Source organism: Pseudomonas sp. P39-UII1 (assembly GCF_039672635.1).
GTDB lineage: Bacteria > Pseudomonadota > Gammaproteobacteria > Pseudomonadales > Pseudomonadaceae > Aquipseudomonas.
This window is the reverse complement of sequence record NZ_JBDFPP010000004.1, coordinates 198,671-222,454: the sequence shown is the minus strand read 5'-3', so window position 1 is coordinate 222,454 and position 23,784 is coordinate 198,671. Positions and strand designations below refer to the sequence as shown.

Genomic DNA, 23,784 nt, shown 5'->3' with positions numbered 1-23,784 from the left:
GCCACGTGGTACCGACGATCTACGAGAATGCGACTGGCCTGCTGGTCACGCGCTCGGACCGAGTGGATCGCTACATTCGCCCCTTCGTCACCCGTGACGCCGAGGACAACCAGGACAAAAAAACTGACTTTGGCAAGTTGTGGGCGTTTTATTGGAACCGGGACAGGGCATTTACAGACTGGTATGAAGCCGCCGAGCTCGCCAAAGGCACCGAAGTCTCGGAAGACCCGAGCACCATGTCTACCGCCTACTGGCAATCGCAACTACCTAACTTGTGGAAAACCATCGACAACCGCGGCCCGGGCCATTTCGAACCGTCCCCCTGGCTGCCCGTGCGTTGGGCCGAACACCAACTGAAAGAGTTCGACGCCGCACCAGTGCTGGGCTACCTGCACCGTCCAATCAAGGTTTCAATGCAGGACGGACACGGCAAACGCCTCAAACCCGCGTTGCAAGCCAAGGCCTTGCAGGCGGGCTGGCTCAAGGCCCTCGACACCCTGCCCGCTGGGCATAAGCCGGTGCGCGTGTTCTACGACACCACTAACAACGCTGAAGCGGAAATCGCCCTGACCAATGCCTTGCACAGCCTCAATACCGATGGCCAAGGCCTGGACCTGGGCAATGTCGACGAGGGCTATGACATCGGTCGACGCCTGGGCAATACCGGGGTCAGCAGCGCACTGGTGGAAATCAACCTGGCCACCATCGCCAGCTACCACGACGGCGGTGCCAGTGCCGTGGTGTACGCCGGCAGCGACGGCAGCCTCACCGTGCAGATGATCAGCCCGCCGGATGAGGCACGCAAAGCGAAGAACCAGCAGAACCGCGGCGCTGACCCCTTCAAGTATGGCTTGCCAAGCGCCGGACGATCCTAGGCATGAACCATCCGATCTGCCTGGGCGACCCCACCAGCAGCGGGGGCAGCGTGCTGTCATGCCAGCTGGCTGGCACCCACACCGTCAACGGCAAAACGCCAGCGGTGCTGGGCGACAAGGCCAGTTGTCCACTTCACCTAGGGGTTTTTGCCTTTGTCGAAGGGCACCCAAGCCGACGCCTGAACGGTAAGCCTGTGGTGCTGCAAGGCCATCGGCTGGCATGCGGGTGTCATGGCGTGGCCAGCCATGCGCTGAATGTGAGCGTCGTGTAGTCACGAGCCTCGCACCCCCAACCGCAAACCTCATCAGCTGATCGCCAGAGTGCTAATGGTGATGGCTTACACCCTGAGTCAAATCACATCCACAAAGGACTTGTTTCATGCGTAAATTTCTCCGTTTGCCAGTCTCGAAAGTAACCCGTATGACGCTTCTTTCGCTCATTGCACTGACCTTTGGTACGACAGCAACGGCGGCTGATTACGCCTGTGACGGATTTGTCGGTAGTTTCTCCAATCGTCCCGATAATCTTCGTCCCGAGAATGAAGCAACCGTGAAAATCGTTAAAGATGGCAACGGCTTTGCAATTATTGTCCAAGGTGACTCACCTGACGACTGGGAGCGCATGCCGCTGAAGGTTGGCGTACCCGAATATATACAGAATGAGATGCTCGCGGAGGGAAAAAAATGACTCCGCTAACGTGCGCATTATCAGCTGATGGGGTTTTACTCTGGCAGTTTCCGGCCGGTAGCCCAGACAACCCTTCTGAGAGCAAAAGCCGCAACCGCTCCCAGTACCCGCAAAAGACCCCTTATATTATGATCGTCAACGGGGGAATGGCTGCTGGGGAAACTGGACTATACCGAGTTAGAACAGAGGATTAATCCCGCCTAGGGTAAGCGTCCGCCCAACTCACCTTGCGTAAGTTAGGCAGGCACCCACTGATGCGGCAATAGTTGCCCGATCTCACTGGCCCGCTGTGTTGGCAACCGCGTGAGCACATGTTTGAGATAGGCATACGGATCATGCCCATTCATACGCGCCGACTGGATCAAGCTCATGATTGCAGCCGCCCGTTTACCACTGCGCAGCGACTCGGCACACAGCCAGTTCGAGCGCCCGAGTGCCCATGGCCGTATCTGGTTTTCGGCGATAAAGGTGATCGCGGCCGCTTAAAAATACGCGGACACCATCGCCCTTGAAGCTGGAGTTCGGAAGGTGAGTTCGCCGGACGCTTACGCACCCACCCCTAGCGGTGGGCTTGGCGGTCTTGCCGCCGGTGAGATCGAGCGCCGCGCGGGCGGCGCTCGTTCTCACAGGCGCCTAAGCGCCCAAGGCGAACTCGCTCAATGCCCCGCCGAAGCCGGCCCCGCCTTCGCCGTAAACGGCGGCTTGGCAAACCACACCAACAGAATCAAGCCGGCAAACACCCAGCCCATCAAGGTGAAGTAATCCACCGTCGACATCATGTATGCCTGCCCATTGAGTATCTGCTCCAGCTGCGCATAACTCTGCGGGCTGGCCCCGCCCAGTTGCTCCAGCGTGTGCCGCGTTGCCGGGTCGTACTGGCTGATGTGCTCACTCAGGTACGCATGGTGCTGGTCCGCCCGGCGAATCCAGATCCACGTGGTCAACGACGCCGCAAAACTTCCCCCCAGCGTACGCAAGAACGTCGCCAGCCCCGAGCCATCGGCAATCTGCTGCGGCGGCAAGTCCGAGAGCAGGATGCTCAAGGTCGGCATGAAGAACAACGCCACGCCGATCCCCATGAACAGCTGCACCAGGGCAATGTGCTGGAAGTCCACCTCGTTGGTGAACCCTGCACGCATGAAGCAACTGGTGCCGATCGCCAGGAAGGCCAGCCCTGCCAGCACCCGCAAGTCGAAGCGATGCGCGTATTTGCCCACGAACGGCGACATGATCACCGGCAGCAAGCCGATCGGGGCCACCGCCAGGCCCGCCCAGGTAGCGGTGTAGCCCATCTGCGTCTGCAACCACTGCGGCAGGATCAGGTTGATGCCGAAGAACCCCGCATAGCCGCCCACCAACACGATCGTGCCGATGCGGAAATTGCGGTGCGCGAACAGCCGCAGGTTGACCACCGGGTGGCGGTCGGTCAGCTCCCAGATGATGAAGATCGCCAGGAACACTACCGAGATCAAACTGCCGACAATGATGAACGACGATTCGAACCAGTCCAGGTCATTGCCTTTGTCGAGCACCACCTGCAACGCGCCCACCCCGACGATCAACGTCAGCAGGCCGATGTAGTCCATCGGCTGGCGGCTGGTGACCACCGGGCGCGTGCGCATTTGCTGGCGCACCACGGCAGCGGCGAACAGGCCGATCGGCACGTTGATGAAGAAGATCCAGGGCCAGCTGTAGCTGTCGGTGATCCACCCCCCAAGGATCGGCCCGGCAATCGGCGCCACCACCGTGACCATCGCCAGCAAGGCCAGCGCCATCCCCCGTTTGGCTGGCGGATACACGGCAATCAGCAAGGTCTGGGTCATCGGGTACAGCGGCCCGGCCACCACGCCCTGCAATACCCGAAAGCCGACCAGCTCCGGCATCGACTGGGCGATACCGCACAAGAACGACGCCAGCACGAACAGCAGCGTGGCCCAGATGAACAGCTTCACCTCGCCGAAGCGCCGGCTGAGCCAGCCGGTCAGCGGCAAGGCGATGGCGTTACTCACCGCAAACGAGGTGATCACCCAGGTGCCCTGCTCGTAACTCACGCCCAGGTTGCCAGAAATGGTCGGCAACGCCACGTTGGCGATCGTGGTGTCGAGCACCTGCATGAAGGTCGCCAACGACAGGCCGATGGTGGTCAGCAGCAGGCTCGGCGGGGTGAACTGTGCCGCAGCGTTGTTGCTCATCGTTGCGCCGTCTTGCCGGTGGCACTGTTCTGGTGGATCAGCCGGGCGATCAGCTCATCAGCCTCGACCAACTGGCGGTCGTACACCTGGGTGGTGTAGCTGGCCTGCTGCGGTGGCTGTTGGGCCAAGGCCGGGCCGCTCTGGTCGTGCAGGTCGACCTCGACCACAGTGGACAGGCCGATGCGCAGCGGGTGGTCCTTGAGCTGGTCAGGGCTGAGGTGAACGCGCACCGGCACGCGCTGGACGATCTTGATCCAGTTGCCGGTGGCATTCTGCGCCGGCAGCAGGGCGAAGGCGCTGCCGGTGCCAGCGCCAAGGCTGTCCACCGTACCGCTGTACTTCACCTCGCTGCCGTACAGGTCGGCGCTGATTTCCACCGGCTGGCCGATGCGCATGTCGCGCAGCTGGGTCTCTTTGAAGTTGGCGTCGATCCACACCTCGTCCAGCGGGATCACCGCCATGGTCGCGGTGCCGGGCTGCAGGCGCTGGCCAAGCTGCACGGTACGCTTGGCGACGTAGCCGGTGACGGGCGCCACCAGGGTGGTGCGGGCGTGGTCGAGGTAGGCCTGGCGCAGGTCGGCGGCGGCGGCCATGACTTCAGGGTGCGATGAGACCACCGTGTCATCGACCAGCGCGGTGCTGGTGTTGAGCTGCTGCTGGGCGCTGTTGACGGCGGCCTGGGCCACGGTCAGGTCATCGCGGGCATGGGAGATTTCTTCAGCGGCAATCGCGCCGCTGTCGGCCAGCACCTTGCGCCGGTTGTAGTTCTGCCGGGCTTTCTGCAGCTCGGCCTGGCGCGTCTGCAGCTGCGCCTTGAGCGAGTCGACATTGCTGTACAGGCCACGCACCTGGCGCACGGTGCGCGCCAGCTTGGCCTCGGCGGCCTGCAAGGCCACCTCGCTGTCGGCCGGGTCGAACTGCAACAGCACCTGGCCTGCGTGCACCAGGTCGCCGTCATCGGCGCCAATGCTGGTGACGGTCCCGGTAACCAGTGGTGTGATCTCCACCACGTTGCCGTTGACATAGGCATCGTCGGTGCTTTCGTGCCAGCGCCCGATCAGGCTGTACCAGGCCCAGGCGCCAGCGCCGGCGAGCAGCACCACCAGCAGCAGGCCAAGCAGCCAGACTTTGCGCTTGCGCGACGGTTCCGGTGCGGCGGAGGGGGTTGAGGTGTCTGCGGGAGTAGCCATGGCAATACCTTGGAAAATGCGTAACAGGGATCAACGATCGCCGAAGCGGCGGATCGTCAGAGGGTCGCCGGCACCGAGCAGGACCTTGGCCAGCAAGCTTTCGAGGGCCTTCAGTTCGTCGGGCTGGAGCACGCCGACCAGTTCGTTCATCGCCGCCGCGCCAATCTCCGGCAAGCGGTCAGCCAGGCGCTGGCCATCGGCGGTCAGGGCCAGGCGAACCTGGCGGCGGTCATCGGCGCAGCGGTTGCGCAGGATCAGCCCCTTCTGCTCGAGGCGGTCGAGCATGCGGGTCATCGAACCGCTGTCCAGGCCCAGGTAGCGGCACAGTTCGGCCGGTGTATCCACCTGGTACTGGGTGACGATGATCAGCACCTTGAACTGCGCGGCGGTGACGCCCTCGGATTCCAGGTGCCAGTCGAGAATGCGGTCCTTGAGGATCGCCGCGCGGCCCAGCAGCATGCCGATGGCGCAGGACTGGAAGTTTTCCGGGGTGAAGTGGGGCATCGGCATCGGCTCGGGCAATTGTGTAAAAATATTACTGCCTAGGCAGTGAATGTCAAAGCTTTCATTAGGGGGCTATGCAAAAACGTGAGCATTGCCCCCATCGCGGGCTGGCCTGGATACAAGGGCGCGAAGCGTTCTCAAACGCTGAATATCCCTTGCGAAACCGACGAAAAACATAGCTAACTGATAGTCATTCGCCATTACGTCGGTTCTCGGCAGCCTCTTGCAGGGGTAGAATGCGCAAAACCCGGAGCCGCAATGAACCACGACCGCCTCAACCCCAGCCCAGACGATGCCATCACTGACGCCGCCGCGCATTGGTGCATGCGCGTGCATGCCGACGATTGCACGAAGGTCGAGCGCGAGGCATTTGCCCGCTGGCTGGCGGCGGACAAGCGTCACGCCCACGAGTACCAGGTGATGCTGGAGATCTGGCAAACCGCCGACCTGCTGCCGCGCAACGCCACGGTCATCGACTTCAACCCGCCTGCGCGCCAGGTGGCGCGGCCACGCAACTGGCGGCCAACGGCCTGCGCCGCGGCGATTGCCCTGCTGGTGCTGCCCTTGGCTGGCTGGGTGGGCTGGGAGCAAGGTTGGCTACCAAACCATTACCAGCACTTCGAAGCGGGCAATCAGGCGCAGACCGTGCAGTTGAGCGACGGCAGCTCGGTGCAACTCAACCTCAACTCCGAACTGACCTACCTCAACTACAAGGACCGGCGCCAGGTCACCCTCAAGCGTGGCGAAGCGTTCTTCAAGGTGCAGCACGACAGCGCACACCCGTTCATCGTCCGCGCCGGCCACGGCCAGACCCGGGTCACCGGCACCCAGTTCAACGTGTGGAAGTATCAGGACCAGGTCAAGGTCACCCTGGTGGAAGGCTCGGTGCTGGTCAGCAGCGACGGCAACTCGGGCGGTTACCGCCTGGGGCCGGGCATGCAGGCCAGTTATCGCACCGGCGACTTCGAGCCGCACCTGGCCGAGAGCGACGATTACAACAACAGCCTGGCCTGGCGCAGCGGCAAGCTGGTGCTCGACAACCTCAGCCTCGATCAGGCCTTGCCGGTGATCAACCGCTACCTCGCTGCGCCGCTACTGCTGGCCGATGCCAGCACCGGGCGCATCCGCATCAGCGGCGTCTACAACACCAACGAAGTCGCCCGACTGGTGGACAACCTGCCCAAGGTGCTGCCGGTCTACCTGACCCGCAGCAAGGACGGCAGCACCGTCCTCAACAGAATTTCCCCCCCGCCCGACAAGGGCTGAGGCCTCACAGCGTCATCGCCGCCAGCCAGCCGAATGCCAGCAGTGGCAGGTTGTAATGGATGAAGGTCGGCACCACGGTGTCCCAGATGTGATGATGCTGGCCGTCGACGTTGAGCCCGGAGGTTGGCCCCAGGGTCGAGTCCGATGCCGGCGAGCCGGCATCACCCAAGGCACCCGCGGTGCCGACGATGCACACCGTGGCCACCGGGTCGAAGCCCAACTGCACGCACAGCGGCACGAAGATCGCTGCCAGAATAGGCACCGTCGAGAACGACGAGCCGATACCCATGGTCACCAGCAACCCCACCAGCAGCATCAGCAAGGCACCGATGCCCTTGCTGTGGTTGATCCATTGCGCCGACGTTTCGACCAGGCTCTTGACCTCGCCGGTGGCTTTCATCACATCGGCAAAACCCGAGGCGGCGATCATGATGAAACCGATCATGGCCATCATCTTCATGCCTTCGGTGAACAGGTCATCGGTGTCTTTCCAGCGCACGATGCCGGACAACGAGAAGATCAGGAACCCGACCATGGCGCCGATGATCATCGAGTCCAGCCACAGCTGCACGATGAACGCCGAGGCGATTGCCAGCCCCGCCACCAGCAGGGTCAGCGGGTTGTACGCGACGCTCACCTGCTCCACCTGCTCGATACGCGCCAGGTCGTAGTCGCGCTTCTTGCGGTAGCTGATGAACACCGCCATCAACAGCCCGACCAGCATGCCCGCCGCCGGAATGGCCATGGCATGGGTGACGTTGACGCCACTGATGTCGACACCGGCGCGGGCGACATTGGCCAGCAGGATCTCGTTGAGGAAGATGTTGCCGAAGCCCACCGGCAGGAACATGTACGGGGTGATCAGGCCAAAGGTGATCACACAGGCGATCAACCGGCGGTCGATGCGCAGGCGGGTCAGCACGTACAGCAGCGGCGGCACCAGCAGTGGGATGAAGGCGATGTGGATGGGCAGGATGTTCTGCGACGACACCGCCACCACCAGCATCAGGCCGATCAGCAGCCATTTGACCTTGCCGCCGTTGGCGTGGCCCTGGCGGTCGATCATGGCCAGCGCACGGTCGGCCAAAGCGTGGGCAAGGCCCGACTTGGCGATGGCCACGGCAAAGGCGCCAAGCAAGGCATACGACAACGCCACCGTGGCACCACCGCCCAGGCCACCGTTGAAGGCCTTGAGCGTGCCTTCTATACCCAGGCCACCGACCAGCCCCCCGACCAGGGCGCCAATGATCAGGGCGATGACCACGTGCACCCGCGACAGGCTGAGTATCAGCATGATGCCGACCGCGGCAATCACTGCATTCATGGTTTGGCTTTCCTCGTAGCTGCAGGCAAAAAAGCGCGCACTCTGACGCAGTGGGGTACAGATGTCAAAATTGCCAGGTAGCGGCAGATTACGCGGGGGCTGGATTTTAAATTGAATGGTTGAATAAAGAAAAAAGGGGGGTGGCCGATATAGGGGCGTGGCTTAGAGGTGCCTGCCTTGAGGTTTGCAGCGCTCTGGAGATCGAGCGCCGCCCGCGCGGCGCATCGCGAAGCGCTTGCCTTGGGATCTTCAGCGCCCTTGAGATCGAGCGCCGCCCGCGCGGCGCTTCGCGAAGCGCTTGCCTTGTAATCTTCAGCGCCATTGAGACCGAGCGCCGCCCGCGCGGCGCTTCGCGGGGCAAGCCCGCTCCCACATTTGTTGCAACGCGCCGTTCCAGACAGGCCATGGTTGTCCGCCTTAGCGCATGACCAAAGACAGGTGAGGCGGCAGCAGTGCCAGCCGAAATATCTCGTCGAGCCAACAAGGCTGACAACTATGGCCTATCAGGCCATGGCACGTTGCAACAAATGTGGGAGCGGGCTTGCCCCGCGAAGCGCCGCGCGGGCGGCGCTCGGTCTCAAGGGCGCTAAAGATCCAAAGGCAAGCGCTTCGCGGGCGGCGCTCGATCTGCGAAACACTAAAAACCTCAAGACAGGCACCTCCCAACGCCCAACACCCAACACCCCAAAGCCAAACCCTTACTGCCAAAAAAAGGGATTCCCCCTCATGCCTCTGCGACAACTTTCCATCCAGTGGAAGATCACCCTGCTCGCCGGTCTGTGCCTGGCCGGCATCGTCAGCCTGCTCGTCGGCCTTTCGCTGTACCGCATGGACCACAGCTCGGACCTGGTCAAAGCCAGCAGCATGCAAATGCTCAGCGAGGCCGCGCAGGCACGCATCGAGTCGCAGGGCGAGGTTCAGGCCTTGAACATCCGCCGCCAGTTCATGGATGCCTACCAGTACGGTGCAGGCTTCGCCCGCCAAGTGTTGTTCCTGCGTGAGCAGGCGGAAAAACGCTACCTGGATGCCTTCGACCTGCGTGAGGACATGACCCGCCAGGTGCGCGCAGCCCTGCAGGCCAACCCCGACTTGCTGGGCCTGTCGCTGGTGTTCGAACCAAATGCCCTGGATAACAAGGACAGCCTGTTCACCGGCCAGGCGGAACTGGGCAGCAACGAAACCGGGCGTTTCGCGCTCTACTGGTCACAGCCGCGCGCAGGCCAGCTGACCGCCATGGCGCTGCCCGAGCACGACATGGCCAACACCGAGATCGGCCCCAGCGGCCAGCCCGCCAACACCTGGTGGGTGTGCCCGCGCAGCAGCGGCAAGGTCTGCGTGGTGGAACCGTACTTCTATGACATCGACGGCCAGCGCGTGCTGATGACCAGCATCGTGTTCCCGCTGGCAGTCAACGGCAAGGTGATCGCCACCCTCTCCATCGACATCAACCTCAACAGCCTTCAGGCCCTGAGCCAGGAGGCCAGCGGCAGCCTGTACGAAGGCCGCACCACAGTCGGCATCCTCAGCCCCGTGGGCCTGCTGGCCGGCTACAGCGCCGACGCCAGCAAGCTCGCCCAACGCTTTGACCAGGTCGACCCGCGCAACGGCGCCGAACTGGTGCGCACGCTGGCCGCAGGCAAGCTGAGCGTGCACCACGATCAGCACCGGCTGAAAGTGCTCGCCGCCTTCCAGCCGATCCCCGGTGCGCAACCGTGGGGTGTGCTGCTGGATGTGCCGGAAAACGCCCTGACCGGCCCGGCCGAGGCACTCAAGCAAGAGCTGGATGCCCTGAACACCAGCGGCACCCTGCTGGAGCTGGGCCTGGGCCTGGCTGCGGCAATCGCCGGCCTGTTGCTGGTGTGGTTGATGGCGCGTGGCGTGACCCGGCCGATTCTCGGCGTGGCGGCAATGCTCAAGGACATCGCCAGTGGCGAAGGTGACCTGACCCGCCGCCTGACCTACGACAAACGTGACGAACTCGGCGAACTGGCCGGCTGGTTCAACCGCTTCCTGGACAAACTGCAGCCGACCATCGCCGAGGTCAAACGCTCGGTACAGGCTGCGCGCGGCACTGCCGACCAGTCGTCTGCGATTGCCACCGAAACCAGCGCCGGCATGGAGCAGCAGTACCGCCAGGTCGACCAGGTGGCCACCGCCTCCCACGAGATGAGCGCCACCGCCCAGGACGTCGCCCGCAGCGCCTCCCAGGCCGCACAGGCTGCACGCGACGCCGACCAGGCCACCCGTGAAGGCCTGGCGGTGATCGACCGCACCACGCGCAGCATCGATGCCCTGGCCGCAGACATGAGCAATGCCATGGCCGAAGTCGAAGGGCTTGCGCAGAACAGCGAGAAGATCGGCTCGGTACTGGAGGTGATCCGCTCGATCGCCGAGCAGACCAACCTGCTGGCACTCAACGCCGCCATCGAAGCCGCCCGCGCCGGTGAGGCCGGCCGTGGTTTTGCGGTGGTCGCCGATGAAGTACGCAACCTGGCCCAGCGGACCCAGGAGTCGGTGGAAGAAACCCGTCAGGTTATCGAAGCCCTGCAGGCCGGCACCCGCGAAGTGGTAGGCGCCATGGACAACAGCCACCGCCAGGCCCAGGGCGGCGTGGAACAGGTCGGCCAGGCCGTCACCGCGCTGCAGCGCATCGGCCAGGCAGTGACGGTGATCAGCGACATGAACCTGCAGATCGCCTCGGCGGCCGAGGAGCAAAGTGCGGTGGCCGAGGAGATCAACAGCAATGTCGCGACCATCCGCGATGTGACCGAGTCGCTGTCGGGGCAGGCCAACGAATCGGCGCGGGTCAGCCAGTCGCTCAACAGCCTGGCCAACCAGCAACAGGCGTTGATGGATCAGTTCCGGGTCTGATCGCGCAACACCACGGCGCCCGGCACGTTCGGCCGGGTGCACGAGGGCGCCGGGATGCCGTCGGCTACACTTGCCCGGCACACCGAGTGACAACCCTCGAGGTCCCGATGAAGAAAATTCCAACGCTGCTGGCCGGCCTGCTGCTGGCCGCAGGCCTGGCCAGCACCGACAGCGCCGCCGCGGCCGAAGCGCGCGCCCCCATCCAGTTCGGCGCCATCAACTGGGAAAGCGGCGCGCTGACCACCGAGATTCTGCGCCTGATCGTCGAGCACGGTTACGGCTACCCCACCGACACCCTCCCCGGCAGCACCGTGAGCATGGAAGTGGCGCTGGCGCGCAATGACCTGCAGGTGGTTGCCGAGGAATGGGCCGGGCGCAGCCCCGCCTGGGTCAAAGCCGAAGAGGCGGGCCAGGTATTCGCCCTGGGCGACACGGTGAAAAACGCCGAAGAAGGCTGGTGGGTCCCGGCCTACGTGATCAAGGGCGACCCGGCGCGCAACCTCAAGCCACTGGCGCCGGACCTGCGCAGTGTCGACGACCTCAAGCGCTACCCTGAGGTGTTCAACGACCCGGAAGCGCCTGGCAAAGGCCGTTTCCTGAACAGCCCCAGCGGCTGGACGTCGGAGATCGTCAACAGCCAGAAACTCAAGGCCTACGGGCTCGACGGCCTGTACACCAACTTCCGCAGCGGCACCGGCGCGGCGCTGGATGCCGAAGTCGAATCGTCGATCCGCCGTGGCAAGCCGGTGCTGTTCTACTACTGGAGCCCAACCCCGCTTATCGGCCGCTACGACCTGGTGCGGCTGCAAGAACCGCCCTTCGATGCCCAAGCCTGGGCGACGTTGACCGACCCGAAGAACCCGAACCCGCGGGGCAGCCAGTCGTTGCCGGCGAAGCTGTCGATCGGCGTATCCAAGGCATTCAAGGACAATTACCCGGAGCTGGTGGCGGTGTTCGAAAAGGTAGACCTGCCGATCGACCGCCTGAACAAGGCCCTGGCCGAGATGAACGACAAACGCCTCGCGCCCGAGAAGGCCGCCCAGGCTTTCATGCGCAACAACCCGGATGTATGGAAAGCCTGGTTACCAGCTGAAGTCGCGACCAAGGTTGCCCAAGCCCTTTGATTTCATTGCTGCTATGCAAAAGCCCCGTGTGGGAGCGGCCTTGTGTCGCGAAAGGGGCGCATCGCGCCCCGGCAGGCTTCAGGAGAGCCTCGATCACAACCCTTCAACACAGAAAAAGAATAAGAATATGAATTCTTATTCTTTTTTTAACATTCGGTTTTCCTCTATAACTCTTCCAACTGTGCAGCCGCCAACACCTGGCCAACTGTCTGCAGCGCAACACCCGATCAACACTCAACGCCCACAAGGCAACACCGGTAGCTGCCCTGAAACGCACGCAACCTGTTGATCCCTATCAGAATTAAAAATCGGCACGACGATTGCTCAAGCAAAGTCCCGCTTATTCAACCGGAGACCTGCCATGAGCGCCCCACTGAATGTCGTAGCCCTGTCCGGCGGCACCGCCCGCCCGTCGCGCACCCTGACCCTGACTGAAGCGATCCTTGCCGAACTGGGCCAGCACCTGAACATCAAGCCGCACCTGATCGAGCTGGGCGACATCGCCCGTCCTCTGGGTGGCGCACTGTGGCGCAGCGAATTGCCCGACACTGTCGAACAACAGCTGCGCCTGGTGGAGAAGGCCGACCTGCTGGTCGTGGCCACACCGGTCTACCGCGGCAGCTTCCCCGGCCACTTCAAGCACCTGTTCGACCTGATCGGCCAGGACGCGCTGGTCGACACCCCCGTGCTGCTCGCCGCCACCGGCGGCAGCGAACGCCACGCACTGGTACTCGATCACCAGTTGCGTCCGCTGTTCAGCTTCCTGCAGGCCCTGACCCTGCCGATTGGCGTGTATGCCAGCCAAGCCGAGCTGGCTGACTACCGGGTGTCCAGCGACGCCCTGAGCGCCCGCATCCGCCTGGCTGCCGAGCGTGCCGTCCCCCTGTTCGGCGCGCACCACGCGCTGCGCAAGAGCGCCTGAGGAGCGGCCATGAATGCATCTGTAAACCCAGCCCAACGCCCTGCCCTGGCCATTGCCAGGGAACTGGCCGGGCAGTTCGCCCAGAGCGCCGTCGAGCGTGACGAGCGCGGCGGCAGCCCCAAGGCCGAGCGCGACGCCCTGCGCAACAGCGGCCTGCTGTCGCTGGCGATTCCGCAGGCTTTCGGCGGCCAGGGCGCCAGCTGGCGCGACACCTTCGAGGTGGTGCGCGAGTTCGCCCGCGTCGACAGTTCCATCGCCCACGTATTCGGCTTCCATCACCTGATGCTGGCCACCGTGCGCCTGTTCTCGCGCCCCGATCAATGGCAGCCGTGGTTCGAACAGACCGCGCGCAAACACTGGTTCTGGGGCAATGCCCTGAACCCGCTGGACACCCGCACGGTGGTCAAGCACTTCGATGGCTGGTGCGAGTTCTCGGGCAAAAAAAGCTTCTGCTCCGGCGCCAGCGATTCGGAAATGCTGATTGCCTCGGCAGTGGACGAACGCGCCGGGGGCAAGCTGCTGATCGCCGCGATCCCCAGCGGGCGCACCGGCATCACCCTGCACAACGACTGGAACAACATCGGCCAGCGGCAGACCGACAGTGGCAGCGCCACCTTCGAGCGGGTGCGGGTTGAGCATAACGAACTGCTGCTGGACCCAGGCCCGCTGAGCACCCCGTTCGCCGCCTTGCGCCCGCTGATCGCCCAGCTGCATTTCGCCAACCTGTTCCTTGGCATCGCCGAAGGAGCGTTCGACGAAGCCCGCCAGTACACCCTTAACGAAAGCCGGCCGTGGTTCCGCTCCGGCGCCAGCACCACCGCAGAGGACCCTTACGTGCTGCGCCACTACGGCGAGTTCTGGGTCGGCCTGGAAAGCGTACGGCTGCTGATCGAGCGCGCCGCCAACCAGCTCGACAGTGCCTGGGCCAAGGAGCAGGCGCTGACCGCCGAGGAGCGCGGCGACCTGGCCTTGGCCATCGGCACCGCCAAGGTCGCGGCCACCCGCCACGGCCTGGACATCTGCAACCGATTGTTCGAGGTGACCGGCGCCCGCGCCACCCACGCCTCGCTGCGCTTTGATCGCCACTGGCGCAACCTGAGGACGCAAACCCTGCACGACCCGGTGGATTACCGTATCCACGAGCTCGGCGAGTGGGCCCTCAGCGGCAAGCGCCCTGCCCCATCCTTCTATTCCTAAGGATCGCCCATGCAACTGCTGACCCTCCCCCCGTCACCGCAACTGGCTACCTCGATCAGGGCGACCGCACAGGTCTTCGAAGACCCCAGATCGCAGGCGCTGCTCGCCCACCTGCAACAGGTCGCCCCCAGTGAGGCCAGCGTCCTGATCATCGGCGAAACCGGCACGGGCAAGGAGCTGGTCGCGCGCCATATCCACAACCTCAGCGGCCGGCGCAACGGCCCGTTCGTTGCGGTGAACTGCGGTGCTTTCTCTGAATCGCTGGTCGAGGCAGAGCTGTTCGGCCATGAAAAAGGCGCCTTCACCGGCGCCCTGGCAGCCAAGGCCGGCTGGTTCGAAGAGGCCAATGGCGGCACGTTGTTCCTCGACGAGATCGGTGACTTGCCGCTGCCGATCCAGGTGAAGTTGCTGCGCGTGCTGCAGGAGCGTGAGGTGGTGCGCCTGGGCTCGCGCAAGAGTATCCCGATCAATGTGCGGGTGCTGGCAGCGACCAATGTGCAGCTGGAAAAGGCGATCAACGCCGGGCATTTTCGCGAAGACCTGTACTACCGCCTGAACGTGGTCACCCTGCAGCTACACCCCTTGCGTGACCGCCCCGGCGATATCCTGCCGCTGGCGCGGCACTTCATCCGCACCTACAGCGAACGGCTGAGCTACGGGCCGGTGGAGCTGAGCCCCAAGGCCCAGGCCAAGCTGGTGGAGTACAGTTGGCCGGGCAACATTCGCGAGCTGGAGAACGTGATTCACCACAGCTTGCTGACCTGTGGGGACGGGCTGGTGCAGGCCCAGGACCTGCGCCTGTCCAACCTGCGCCTGGAGCGCCAGGAGGAAGAACCGGCGAGCAATGGCGTGGAGGATCTGCTGCAGCAGGCGTTCAGCCGGCTGTACGAGGAACAGCCGGGGGATTTATACGAGAAGGTGGAAAATGCGCTGCTGCGCTCGGCGTACCACTTCTGCCATTACAACCAGGTGCATACCGCGCAGTTGCTGGGGTTGTCGCGCAATGTCACGCGTACCCGGCTGATTGCGATTGGCGAGCTGGTGGTGAACAAGCGGCGGGGGCCAGAGCCACAGGTGGTGGATAACCGGTTGGTGCGGTTGTCGATCTGAGATTGATCGCGACCGTACTGGCCTCTTCGCGGGCAAGCCCGCATAAGGACTTCGCTGAGCCCTGTGGGAGCGGCTTCAGCCGCGAAGCAGGCGCCGCGGTGGATGGCACCGGCTTCGCCGGTGTTCGCGGCTGAAGCCGCTCCTACAGGGTCCCCGCCAAATCACTAAGTCAGCGTTCGTGCCATCAGAGCGGGGTCAGCTCGCCAAGCGGCGGAATACCGCCCCGGACAACCCGCACAATGCGGCACACGCCAGCATCACCGTGGCGATATCCGCCACCGAGGTTTCGCTGCGCCCGTCTGCACCAGCCAACACACCGAGCAGCACGCCCGCCAGGCTGACCGACATGGCCATGGTCAACTGCACCGACATGGCCGACAGCGAAGAGGCCGCCGCCGAGCGCTCACCCGGCACATCCTGATAACTGGCAGCGCCCAGCGTGGAAAACTGCAGCGAGCGCACCAGGCCTGCCGCAAACAGCACCACGGCCATCAACCACACTGCGGTGTCGCGGTCGAAACTGGCACACAGGGCAATGCCGGCGCCACTGAGCACCGCGTTGCAACTCAGCACCCGGCGGTAGCCGTAGCGCCGCACCAGCGGCACCGCCAGCAACTTCATCAGCAACGCGCCCACGCCACCACTGACCACCAGCCACCCGGCCGCCAGCGGGCTCATGCCCAGGCAATTCTGCAACAACAGCACGATCAGAAACGGCTGCGCCGCCGAACCCAGACGAAACAACCCGCCACCGGCCTGGGCTACGCCGAAGCTGCGCAGGCGCAGCAGCGACAGGTCGACCAGCGGGCTGGGGTGGTGCCGCGCATGCACCAGGTAGCCCAGCGCACAGGCCACGCCGGCAGCGACAAGCGCCAGTGCCCACTCCCGCGGCAACTGCCCTAACCCTAGCGACTCCAGGCCCAACACCAGCATGGCCAGCGCCCCGCCACTGAGCAGCAGGCCACGCAGGTCCAGCGGCGGAACCGGGCGGGCCGGGTAGTCCGGTACATGGCGCAGGATCAGCCAACAGCCCAGCAGGCAGATCGGCAGGTTGACCAGAAAAATCCAGTGCCACGACAGCACCGTGACCAGCAACCCGCCCAGCAACGGCCCGATCAAGGGCCCGACCAATGCCGGCAACGCCAGCCAGGACATGGCCTGCAGCAGTTGCTCACGGCTCGACCAGCGCAGGATGATCACCTGCCCTACCGGCGTCATCAGCGCACCGGCGGCACCTTGCAGCATGCGCCCAAGGCACAGCTGCCACAGCGACTCGGCCAGGGCGCAGGTCAATGACGCGAAGGTAAACAGCCCCATCGCCAGCAGCATCACCTGGCGCGGCCGGAAGCGCTCCGCCGCCCAGCCGCTGAGCGGCACGCACAAGGCCAGCGCCAGCATGTACAGCGACACCACCAGGTTCATGCGCAGGCCCGGCTCGCCAAAATCGGTGGCCATTTGCGGCAGCGCGGTCATCACCGCCGTGCTGTCGAGCAACTCCATGAACAGCGCGGCGCCGATGATCACCGGCACTTTAGGGCTCTGCACATGGCCGGCCAACAGGGCCGGCTGGGCGGTCAAAACAGCCCCGAGACTGGCGGCCGGGTGCCCTTGAGCTGCCATGCACCGACCACCGCCGCCTTCCACTGGCGCGGGTTGTGGTTGGCCACGGTGCGGGCGTTGCGCCAGTGGCGGTCGAGGTTGTGCTGGCGGCCGGTGGTGGAGGCGCCGCCCACGTCGAACAGCGTTTCGGCCGCCTTCAGCGCCAGCTCAGCGACCAGGTACTGTGCCTGTGCCACCTCGATGGCGGCCTGCTCCACAGCAGCCTCATCCAGGCTTGCGGCCCAGGCCTGGTCGATGCTCGCGGCGGCCTTGAGCACCAGGGCTTCGGCGCCATAAGCGCGGGCCGCGATGTCGCCTATCGACAGTTCCACGTAGGGGTCGTCCACCGAGCGGCTGGCCGAGCTGTGCTTGATCGGCCGGGCGTGTTCGCGGGCGAAGCGGGTGGCATCGTCCAAGGCATTGCGGGCGATGCCAGCCAGCACGGTGCCGAGGAACAGCTGCAGGAACGGCGTGACAATCGTGCGCTTGCCCTCCTCCACGGTGCGCGGGCGAATGTCACTGGCCTCGACCTTCACATTGCGCAGGTGGGTGGTGCCGCTGGCCGTCAGGCGCTGGCCCATGGCATCGAAGTCGTCTACCAGTTCCAGGCCCTCGCGCTCGCGCGGCAGGATGAACGACACCGGCTGCTCGTCCTCGTCCAGGGCGACGGCGCTGACGTAGTCGGCAAACAGCGCGCCGGTGCTGTAGTACTTGCTGCCATTGGCGCGAAAGTGCTCGCCCTCGCGCACCAGCCGCGCCGCGATAGCGCCGTTGACACCGCCCAGTTCCCAGCCCGCGTTGCCGATCACCGCGCCGTCCAGGTAGCGGGCGAACCAGCGCTCGCGCTCCTGCTCGGCGCCTTCGGCCCGCGACACCAGCAGGCCTTCGACGAAGGCGAAACCGGGGCGCAGGGCCTGAGCGACGTTGGAGTCGACTGCGGCGATCTGCAGCAGCAGTTCGATCACGTCACTGACATTGCCACCGGGGCCGCCGTATTGGGTGGGGATACGCACGGTGTACACACCGGCGGCGGCAAGCTGGGCCACGGCTTCGTGGGGCAGTTGTCGCTCACGCTCGCGTTGGGCGGCGCCTTCGCCGATGGCCGGGAGCAGGGCCGCGATGCGGGCTTTGAGCGCTGCGGTGCTGGTGGCTGGCGCTTGGGGCGTGAAGCGTTGGAAAGTAGTCATGGTTCAGTCCTTTAGGTACAGCATTCGAAAATGTTTGCACGATCCCTGTGGGAACCGGCCTGTCGGCGATAGCGCCAGTTCAGCCTGCTCAAGCGGTGCTGCCTGCCCCGGCCTCATCGCCGGCAAGCCGGCTCCCACAGGGGATGGCGGTGGGCTTGTGAATCAGATGCCGATCTTGCGCAGCTAGGGTCATGGTTCGGGCCTTTTCAAACAGCATTCTCAGGGTGGGCACGGCTCCCACTGGGGATGGCGGTGGGCTTGTGAATCAGATACCGATCTTGCGCAGCTACGGTCATGGTTCGGGCCTTTTCAAACAGCATTTTCAGGGTTGGCACGGTTCCCTGTGGGAGCCGGCTTGCCGGCGATAGGGCCGGTACAGCCCACAGATGATGGCGGTGGGCCTTTGAGTCAGATGGCGATCTTCCAGAGGCGCGACTCGTCGAACAGGTCGAAAGCTTCGTGCTCCAGGTCCAGCGGTGGCACCACCAGTTCGGCACCACTACCAGGCAGCCTTGGCACGGCGCCGAGCAACCGCTGCGTGTATTCATGCGCAGGCCGCTCGAACAACTGCTCCACCGGCGCCTGCTCCACCACCTGGCCATGGCGCATCACCAGCACGTCGTCGCTGACATGACGAATTACCCCCAGGTCATGGGATATGAACAGGTAGGCCAGGCCCAGCTCGTCCTGCAGATCAGCCAGCAGATCGAGTACCTGGGCCTGCACCGACACGTCCAGTGCCGAAACCGGTTCGTCGCAAATGATCAGCTTCGGCTCACTGGCAATTGCCCGGGCAATCGCCACCCGCTGGCGCTGGCCGCCGGACAGCTGCAACGGCCGGCGCTGCGCCAGCTCGGCCGGCAGGCGCACCTGGTCCAGCAGCACGGCAATGCGCGCCGGCCTGGCCGGTGCTTCGATGCCCGCCACCTGCAGCGCATCGTCAAGAATTTGCGCCACGCTCCAGCGCGGGTCGAACGAGCCCAGCGGGTCCTGGTAGATCACGCTGATCTCGCGGCGCAACGGCCTGCGCAGTGCTTCCGTCACGGCGTTACCCGGGCGGTTCCAGGGCTGGCCGCGGTACAGCACCTCGCCCTCATCGGGCTGCAACAGGCCCAGGGCGATGCGCGCCACCGTGGTCTTGCCCGAGCCGGATTCGCCGACGATGCCCAGCGTGCGCCCGGCGCGCAGGGTGAAATCGACACCCTGCACTACCTGCCGCAGCAGCCCGTCGGGGCCCAGGTAACGCTTGCCCAGGCCGCGCCCCTCCAGCAGCACGTCGCTTTTGTGCCGGGGCTTGGGGTCACGTTTTACCCCTGCGCGCTCAGGTGACAATCGGCTGCCACGCGGGTGTTCGGCCGGCACCGCCGCCAGCAACGCCTGGGTGTACGGGTGGCGCGGCTGGCGCAGCACCTGCTGCATCGGCCCCTGCTCCACCACCTCGCCATGGCGCAGCACCACCACCTCATCGGCCAGTTGCGCGACCACCGCCAGGTCATGGCTGATGATCAACAGTGACGCGCCGCGGGCCTTGATCTGCTGGAACACTTCAAGTATCTGCGCCTGCACCGTCGCATCCAGGGCAGTGGTCGGCTCGTCGGCGATCACCAGCGCAGGGTCCAGCGCCAGCGCACTGGCAATCAGCGCACGCTGACGCAAGCCACCGGACAATTGCCCGGGGCGCTGCCGGGCACGCAAGGCCACATCCGGCACGCCGACCCGCTCCAGCAACGCGTGCACACGCGCCGCACGGCTGTGTCGGTCGCCATACTGATGCGCTTGCAGCACTTCGAGAATTTCCTTGCCCACCGGCCGCAGCGGGTCGAGCGACACCAGCGCATCCTGCAGCACGAAGCCGATGTCCTTGCCGCGCACCGCGCGCCACTGGCGCTCGCTCAGGTCGAGCAGGTCGTGCCCGCCGAAACTCGCCTGGCGGGCGCTCACGTGCGCACCCCGCCCGGCCAGGCCCACCAGGCTGCGGGCACTGACGCTCTTGCCCGAGCCCGACTCACCCACCAACGCCACGCAGCGCCCCGGTTGCAGGGTGAAAGACAAATCACGGACCACACTGCGGCCTTCGAAAGCCACGGTCAGCCCCTCGACGATCAAGGTCTTGTCGCTCATGGCAGGCGGCCCTCCAGGCGTTGTTGGATATAGCGGCCGGTGACCGTGGTGGCCAGCGTGGTCAGGACGATGAACAAACCGGGGAAGAAGGTCAGCCACCAGGCATTGGCAATGAAGTCGCGGCCCATCGACAGCATGGTCCCCCACTCCGGCGCCGGCGGCCGCGCGCCCAGGCCGAGAAAGCTCAGCGCCGAGGCCCAGACGATGGCCTGGCCGACGCCCATGGTCAGCGTCACCACCAGCGGGCGCATGGCATTGGGCAGTAACTGGCGCAGGACGATGCGCGAGGTCGGGTGGCCGAGCGCGCGGGCGGCTTCGATGTAACCGGCATTGCGCACCGCCAGCACCTGGCCGCGCACCATGCGCGCATAGCCCGGCGCGCCCCCCAGCCCGGTGGCGACGATCAGCGGGCCGACGCCGCTGCCGAACACCGCCACGAACAACAGCGCCAGCACCAGGCTGGGGAATGCGAACAGCACCTCCAGCAGCCAACCTACCACCCGGTCCACACGCGCCCCACCCAGGCCGCCGAGCAGCCCCAGGGCAATGGCGATAGCCATCGAGATAGCCGTTGCCGCCACGCCGATCAGCAGGCTCTGACGGGCGCCGTGGATAATCCGCGCAAAGATGTCGCGGCCCGACTGGTCGGTGCCCAGCCAATGGACCCAACTGGGCGGCTGGAACGCCTCGCGCGGCACGATGGCCAGCGGGTCGATGCGGGTGAACAGCCCCGGCAGCAACGCCGCCAGCACCAGCGCCAGCAAAAACAGGATCGCCAGGCTGGCGCCCAGCGGCGGCAGGCTCAGGCGCCGTTGCCGGCGCACCGGCGTCAAGGCCCGGCCCAAGGTCAGGTCAGTCATGCTGCAGCCTCCTGCTGCCGAGGGTCGATCCACTGGTACAGCAGGTCGACCAGAATGTTGGCCAGCACGTAGCCGGCAGCCACCACCAGGCTGATGCCGATCACCAGCGGCAGGTCCTGCAGTTGTACGGCCTGGTACAGCTGGCGGCCGATGCCCTTGCGCGAGAAGATCACCTCGCACACCACCGCGCCGCTGATCAGCGCGCCGATGGCCCAGCCCGACAGCGCCACACCAGGCAGCAAGGCATGGCGCAGGGCATGCTTGAAACGCACCGCCAGGTCGCTCAGGCCGCGGGTGCGCGCCGTCAGTACGAAAGGCTGCTCGAGGGTCAGCTCCAGGGATTCGCGAGTCACCTGGGCAATGAAGCCTGCCAACGGAATAGCCAGTGAAAACGCCGGCAACACCAGGCTGGCCAAGCTATCGCTACCCGCCGGCGGGAACCAGCGCAGGCCGAAGGCGAACACTGCCAGCAGCACCACACCGAGCCAGAAGTGCGGCAACGATGCGCTCACGGTTTCCAGCAACGAAGCCACGCCGCCGATCAAACGGCCACGGCCGGCGGTGACCACCGTCAGCAACAGCACCAGCAACCAGGCCAGCACCAGTGCCGCCACGGTCAGCTCGAACGTGGCGCCGCCCTGCTCGGCCAGCACCCGCGTTACCGGCAGGTGCTGCGAGTAGGACATGCCCAGGTCACCCTGCAGCAGGCGCCCGAGGTAGAGCACGTATTGCACCGCCAGCGGCTTGTCGAGGCCGAACTCCTGGCGTGCGGCTTCGATGGCTTCGGGCGAAGGGTTGCCTGTGGTGCCGCCGAGAATCGCCAGCACCGGGTCGCCCGGCATCAGGCGCAAGGCGAAGAAGGTCAGCGTTGCCACCGCCCACAGCACCAGCACACCGCCGGCCAGGCGGATGCCCGCGCGGCGGCCCAGCGCGGCCAGCCGCTCACGGCGCGGGTCGGTCACGGCGAGGGTTGTCGAAGTCATTTGTTCACCCATGCGTCATAGAGGTAGGTCACCGCCAGCGAAGGCTCCAGGCGCACGCCGTGGGCGGTCTTGTAGATGCCCAGGCGGGTGCTTTGCGGGTAGGTGGTGAGTTGCAGGTATTGCGCCGCTGCCTGCTGCTGCGCCAGGTGATAACGCTGGCGGCGCAGTTCGGCGTCTTGCGTGGCCAGGGCGCTGTCGAGCAAGGCGTCGAAGCCTGGGTCGGCGTAGCCGGATGAGTTCTGGTGGTAGCCACCCACCCCGGCCGGCTGGACGAAGGCGCTGGTAAAGATGATGCGCAGCACGTCGGGGGTGTTGGTGTTCCAGTAGCCGATGCGGATGTCGTAGTCCCACGCGGCCTGGCGGCTGGTGACCTGGGCGTCGCTCATCTGGTCGAGCACCAGCTCGATGCCGACCTGGCGCGTGGTGGCTTGCACCTGCTCCCACAGGGTGAGCTCCGACGGCGGCGTGCGCGCGCCAATCAGCACCACCGCGCGCAGGCGCTGGCCGCCCTTGGTGCGGTAGCCCTCGCTGTCGCGGCGGGTCCAGCCGGCTTCGTCGAGCAGCGTGGCGGCGCGCGCCGGGTCGTAATCCTGGCTGCGCTCGAAGTCGCCGCTGTAGAACGGCGTGGCCACGCTGAGCGGCCCCCCGGAGCGCGGGAACTCGCCGAAGTACACGCTCTTGAGCGCGCCCTCGACGTCGGCGCTGCGCACCAGTGCCTCGCGCACGCGGATATCGTCGAACGGCGCCCGGCGCAGGTTGAAGGTGCCGTTGGTGGGGTTGCCCGGGCGCTGGGCGATGATCAGGTCCACGTCGGGGTTGCGCCGCGCTGCCTCGTGCGATTCCGGCGGCAGCGCCTCGATTACGTCCACCTCACCGGCCTGCAGCGAGGCGAAGCGCACCGACGGCTCCTGGATGAACTTCCAGACGATGCGCGCAAGATACGCCGGCCCTTGATGCTGTGCGGTCGGCGGCGCCCAGTTGTAGTCCGGGTTGCGTACCAGCTCCACCTGGTTCTGCCGGTCCCATCGCACCACCTTGAACGGCCCGCTGCCGACCGGGCTTTCGCAGTTTTCGTCACGGCTGCGAGCCAGCGCGGTGGGCGACTGGATGCCGAGAAAGCCTTGCGCCAACACCTCCAGGAAGGCTGCATAGGGCGTGGCCAGCGTGACCTCAGCGGTGTAGTCGTCGAGCACCTTGGTGCTTCGATACTGGCGGATATAACCACCGGCGGTGCTGGACTGGGTCTTGGGGTTGGCCATGTGATCGAGGTTGGCCTTGACCGCTTCGGCATTGAACGGCGTGCCATCGGTGAAATGCACGTCGCGGCGCAGGTGGAAGGTATAGCGCAGGCCGTCAGCGGAGACCTCCCAGCGGCTGGCCAGCCAGGGGCCGATCTGGCCGTGGCTGTCCATCGACACCAGCGAGTCGAGGTACTGCTGGGCGACGAACACCTGGGGCATGTCGCCGGCCACGTGCGGGTCGAGGCAGGTGGGTTCGCGGTCGGTGGCGTACACCAGCGTACCGCCGTGGATCGGCTGAGTGCTTTGCGCCGCGTGCTGCTCGGCACGCTCGCAGCCGACCAGGGCCAGCACGGCGCAGAGCGGGATCAGGGGGAGGATGGGTCGGTTCAAGGTCGCTCCTGCGGGGACTGGGCTTTGATAGCCCTGTTGCAGGAGTTGTGCCGGGTTCAACGGCTTGATTTTGCTGGGGTTTGGCGGATGGGTGGTGCTGGTGGGAGGGCAAAGTGTGTGAGGGGTGTTGGCAGGCGGAC

Annotated in this window: 18 protein-coding genes and 2 pseudogenes; 9 read left to right on the top strand and 11 right to left on the bottom strand. The window is 65.3% G+C overall.

Annotation, left to right across the window (positions count from 1 at the left end):
- The 3 genes and pseudogenes from ABEH27_RS08075 to ABEH27_RS08065 form a co-directional block, all read left to right on the top strand.
- Positions 1-875: pseudogene (locus ABEH27_RS08075) on the top strand (hypothetical protein); the annotation flags it as partial.
- A gap of 2 nt (positions 876-877) precedes the next feature.
- Positions 878-1,147, top strand: a complete 270-nt coding sequence (locus tag ABEH27_RS08070; protein ID WP_346613053.1) for a PAAR domain-containing protein — start codon at positions 878-880, stop codon at positions 1,145-1,147.
- Positions 1,148-1,254: 107 nt separating this feature from the next.
- Positions 1,255-1,563: a hypothetical protein gene (locus tag ABEH27_RS08065; protein ID WP_346613052.1), complete on the top strand. Its 309-nt coding sequence runs from the start codon at positions 1,255-1,257 to the stop codon at positions 1,561-1,563.
- A gap of 236 nt (positions 1,564-1,799) precedes the next feature.
- Here the strand turns inward: ABEH27_RS08065 and ABEH27_RS08060 are convergent.
- The 4 genes and pseudogenes from ABEH27_RS08060 to ABEH27_RS08045 all read right to left on the bottom strand — a co-directional run.
- Positions 1,800-2,021 (bottom strand): annotated as a pseudogene (locus ABEH27_RS08060) (transposase domain-containing protein); the annotation flags it as partial.
- Between the two features lie 198 nt (positions 2,022-2,219).
- Positions 2,220-3,755, bottom strand: coding sequence for a DHA2 family efflux MFS transporter permease subunit (locus tag ABEH27_RS08055; RefSeq protein ID WP_346613051.1), 1,536 nt, complete (start codon positions 3,753-3,755; stop codon positions 2,220-2,222).
- Complete coding sequence (locus ABEH27_RS08050; RefSeq protein WP_346613050.1) at positions 3,752-4,945, bottom strand: HlyD family efflux transporter periplasmic adaptor subunit; 1,194 nt, start codon at positions 4,943-4,945, stop codon at positions 3,752-3,754. The genes ABEH27_RS08055 and ABEH27_RS08050 overlap by 4 nt, the downstream gene beginning before the upstream one ends.
- 30 nt (positions 4,946-4,975) lie before the next feature.
- Entirely contained in the window at positions 4,976-5,449 is a 474-nt protein-coding gene (locus ABEH27_RS08045; protein WP_346613049.1) for a MarR family transcriptional regulator, read from the bottom strand.
- A gap of 258 nt (positions 5,450-5,707) precedes the next feature.
- Between ABEH27_RS08045 and ABEH27_RS08040 the strand changes: the two genes are divergently transcribed.
- Positions 5,708-6,715 carry a FecR family protein gene (locus tag ABEH27_RS08040; protein WP_346613048.1) on the top strand — a complete coding sequence of 336 codons (1,008 nt, stop codon included), beginning with the start codon at positions 5,708-5,710 and terminating at the stop codon, positions 6,713-6,715.
- Positions 6,716-6,719: 4 nt separating this feature from the next.
- Here ABEH27_RS08040 and ABEH27_RS08035 read toward each other — a convergent pair whose 3' ends face one another.
- Positions 6,720-8,039, bottom strand: coding sequence for a Na+/H+ antiporter NhaC family protein (locus tag ABEH27_RS08035; protein WP_346613047.1), 1,320 nt, complete (start codon positions 8,037-8,039; stop codon positions 6,720-6,722).
- Positions 8,040-8,765: 726 nt separating this feature from the next.
- Here ABEH27_RS08035 and ABEH27_RS08030 point away from each other — a divergent pair.
- The 5 genes from ABEH27_RS08030 to sfnR all read left to right on the top strand — a co-directional run bounded on the left by ABEH27_RS08030 (position 8,766) and on the right by sfnR (position 15,263).
- Positions 8,766-10,910 (top strand): methyl-accepting chemotaxis protein, encoded by a 2,145-nt coding sequence (locus tag ABEH27_RS08030; RefSeq protein ID WP_346613046.1) that lies wholly within the window; start codon positions 8,766-8,768, stop codon positions 10,908-10,910.
- 107 nt (positions 10,911-11,017) lie between these two features.
- Positions 11,018-12,034, top strand: coding sequence for an ABC transporter substrate-binding protein (locus tag ABEH27_RS08025; RefSeq protein WP_346613045.1), 1,017 nt, complete (start codon positions 11,018-11,020; stop codon positions 12,032-12,034).
- A gap of 361 nt (positions 12,035-12,395) precedes the next feature.
- Entirely contained in the window at positions 12,396-12,956 is a 561-nt protein-coding gene (gene msuE, locus ABEH27_RS08020; protein ID WP_346613044.1) for an FMN reductase, read from the top strand.
- A gap of 9 nt (positions 12,957-12,965) precedes the next feature.
- Positions 12,966-14,153, top strand: a complete 1,188-nt coding sequence (locus ABEH27_RS08015) for an acyl-CoA dehydrogenase family protein (RefSeq protein ID WP_346613043.1) — start codon at positions 12,966-12,968, stop codon at positions 14,151-14,153.
- 9 nt (positions 14,154-14,162) lie between these two features.
- Complete coding sequence (gene sfnR, locus ABEH27_RS08010; protein ID WP_346613042.1) at positions 14,163-15,263, top strand: sigma54-dependent transcriptional activator SfnR; 1,101 nt, start codon at positions 14,163-14,165, stop codon at positions 15,261-15,263.
- 195 nt (positions 15,264-15,458) lie between these two features.
- Here the strand turns inward: sfnR and ABEH27_RS08005 are convergent, their stop codons facing one another.
- From ABEH27_RS08005 to ABEH27_RS07980, 6 genes are all read right to left on the bottom strand, one after another.
- Positions 15,459-16,883, bottom strand: coding sequence for an MFS transporter (locus tag ABEH27_RS08005; protein WP_346613041.1), 1,425 nt, complete (start codon positions 16,881-16,883; stop codon positions 15,459-15,461).
- Complete coding sequence (locus tag ABEH27_RS08000; RefSeq protein ID WP_346613040.1) at positions 16,838-18,049, bottom strand: acyl-CoA dehydrogenase family protein; 1,212 nt, start codon at positions 18,047-18,049, stop codon at positions 16,838-16,840. The genes ABEH27_RS08005 and ABEH27_RS08000 overlap by 46 nt, the downstream gene beginning before the upstream one ends.
- Before the next feature lie 408 nt (positions 18,050-18,457).
- Positions 18,458-20,170, bottom strand: a complete 1,713-nt coding sequence (locus ABEH27_RS07995; protein ID WP_346613039.1) for an ABC transporter ATP-binding protein — start codon at positions 20,168-20,170, stop codon at positions 18,458-18,460.
- Positions 20,167-21,030, bottom strand: coding sequence for an ABC transporter permease (locus tag ABEH27_RS07990; RefSeq protein ID WP_346613037.1), 864 nt, complete (start codon positions 21,028-21,030; stop codon positions 20,167-20,169). Before ABEH27_RS07990 ends, ABEH27_RS07995 begins: the two co-directional genes overlap by 4 nt.
- The gene (locus ABEH27_RS07985; RefSeq protein WP_346613036.1) at positions 21,027-22,013 is read right to left on the bottom strand and encodes an ABC transporter permease; all 987 of its coding nucleotides are present in this window, start codon (positions 22,011-22,013) and stop codon (positions 21,027-21,029) included. The genes ABEH27_RS07990 and ABEH27_RS07985 overlap by 4 nt, the downstream gene beginning before the upstream one ends.
- Positions 22,010-23,620 (bottom strand): ABC transporter substrate-binding protein, encoded by a 1,611-nt coding sequence (locus tag ABEH27_RS07980; RefSeq protein ID WP_346613199.1) that lies wholly within the window; start codon positions 23,618-23,620, stop codon positions 22,010-22,012. Before ABEH27_RS07980 ends, ABEH27_RS07985 begins: the two co-directional genes overlap by 4 nt.
- Between the last annotated feature and the right edge of the window lie 164 nt (positions 23,621-23,784).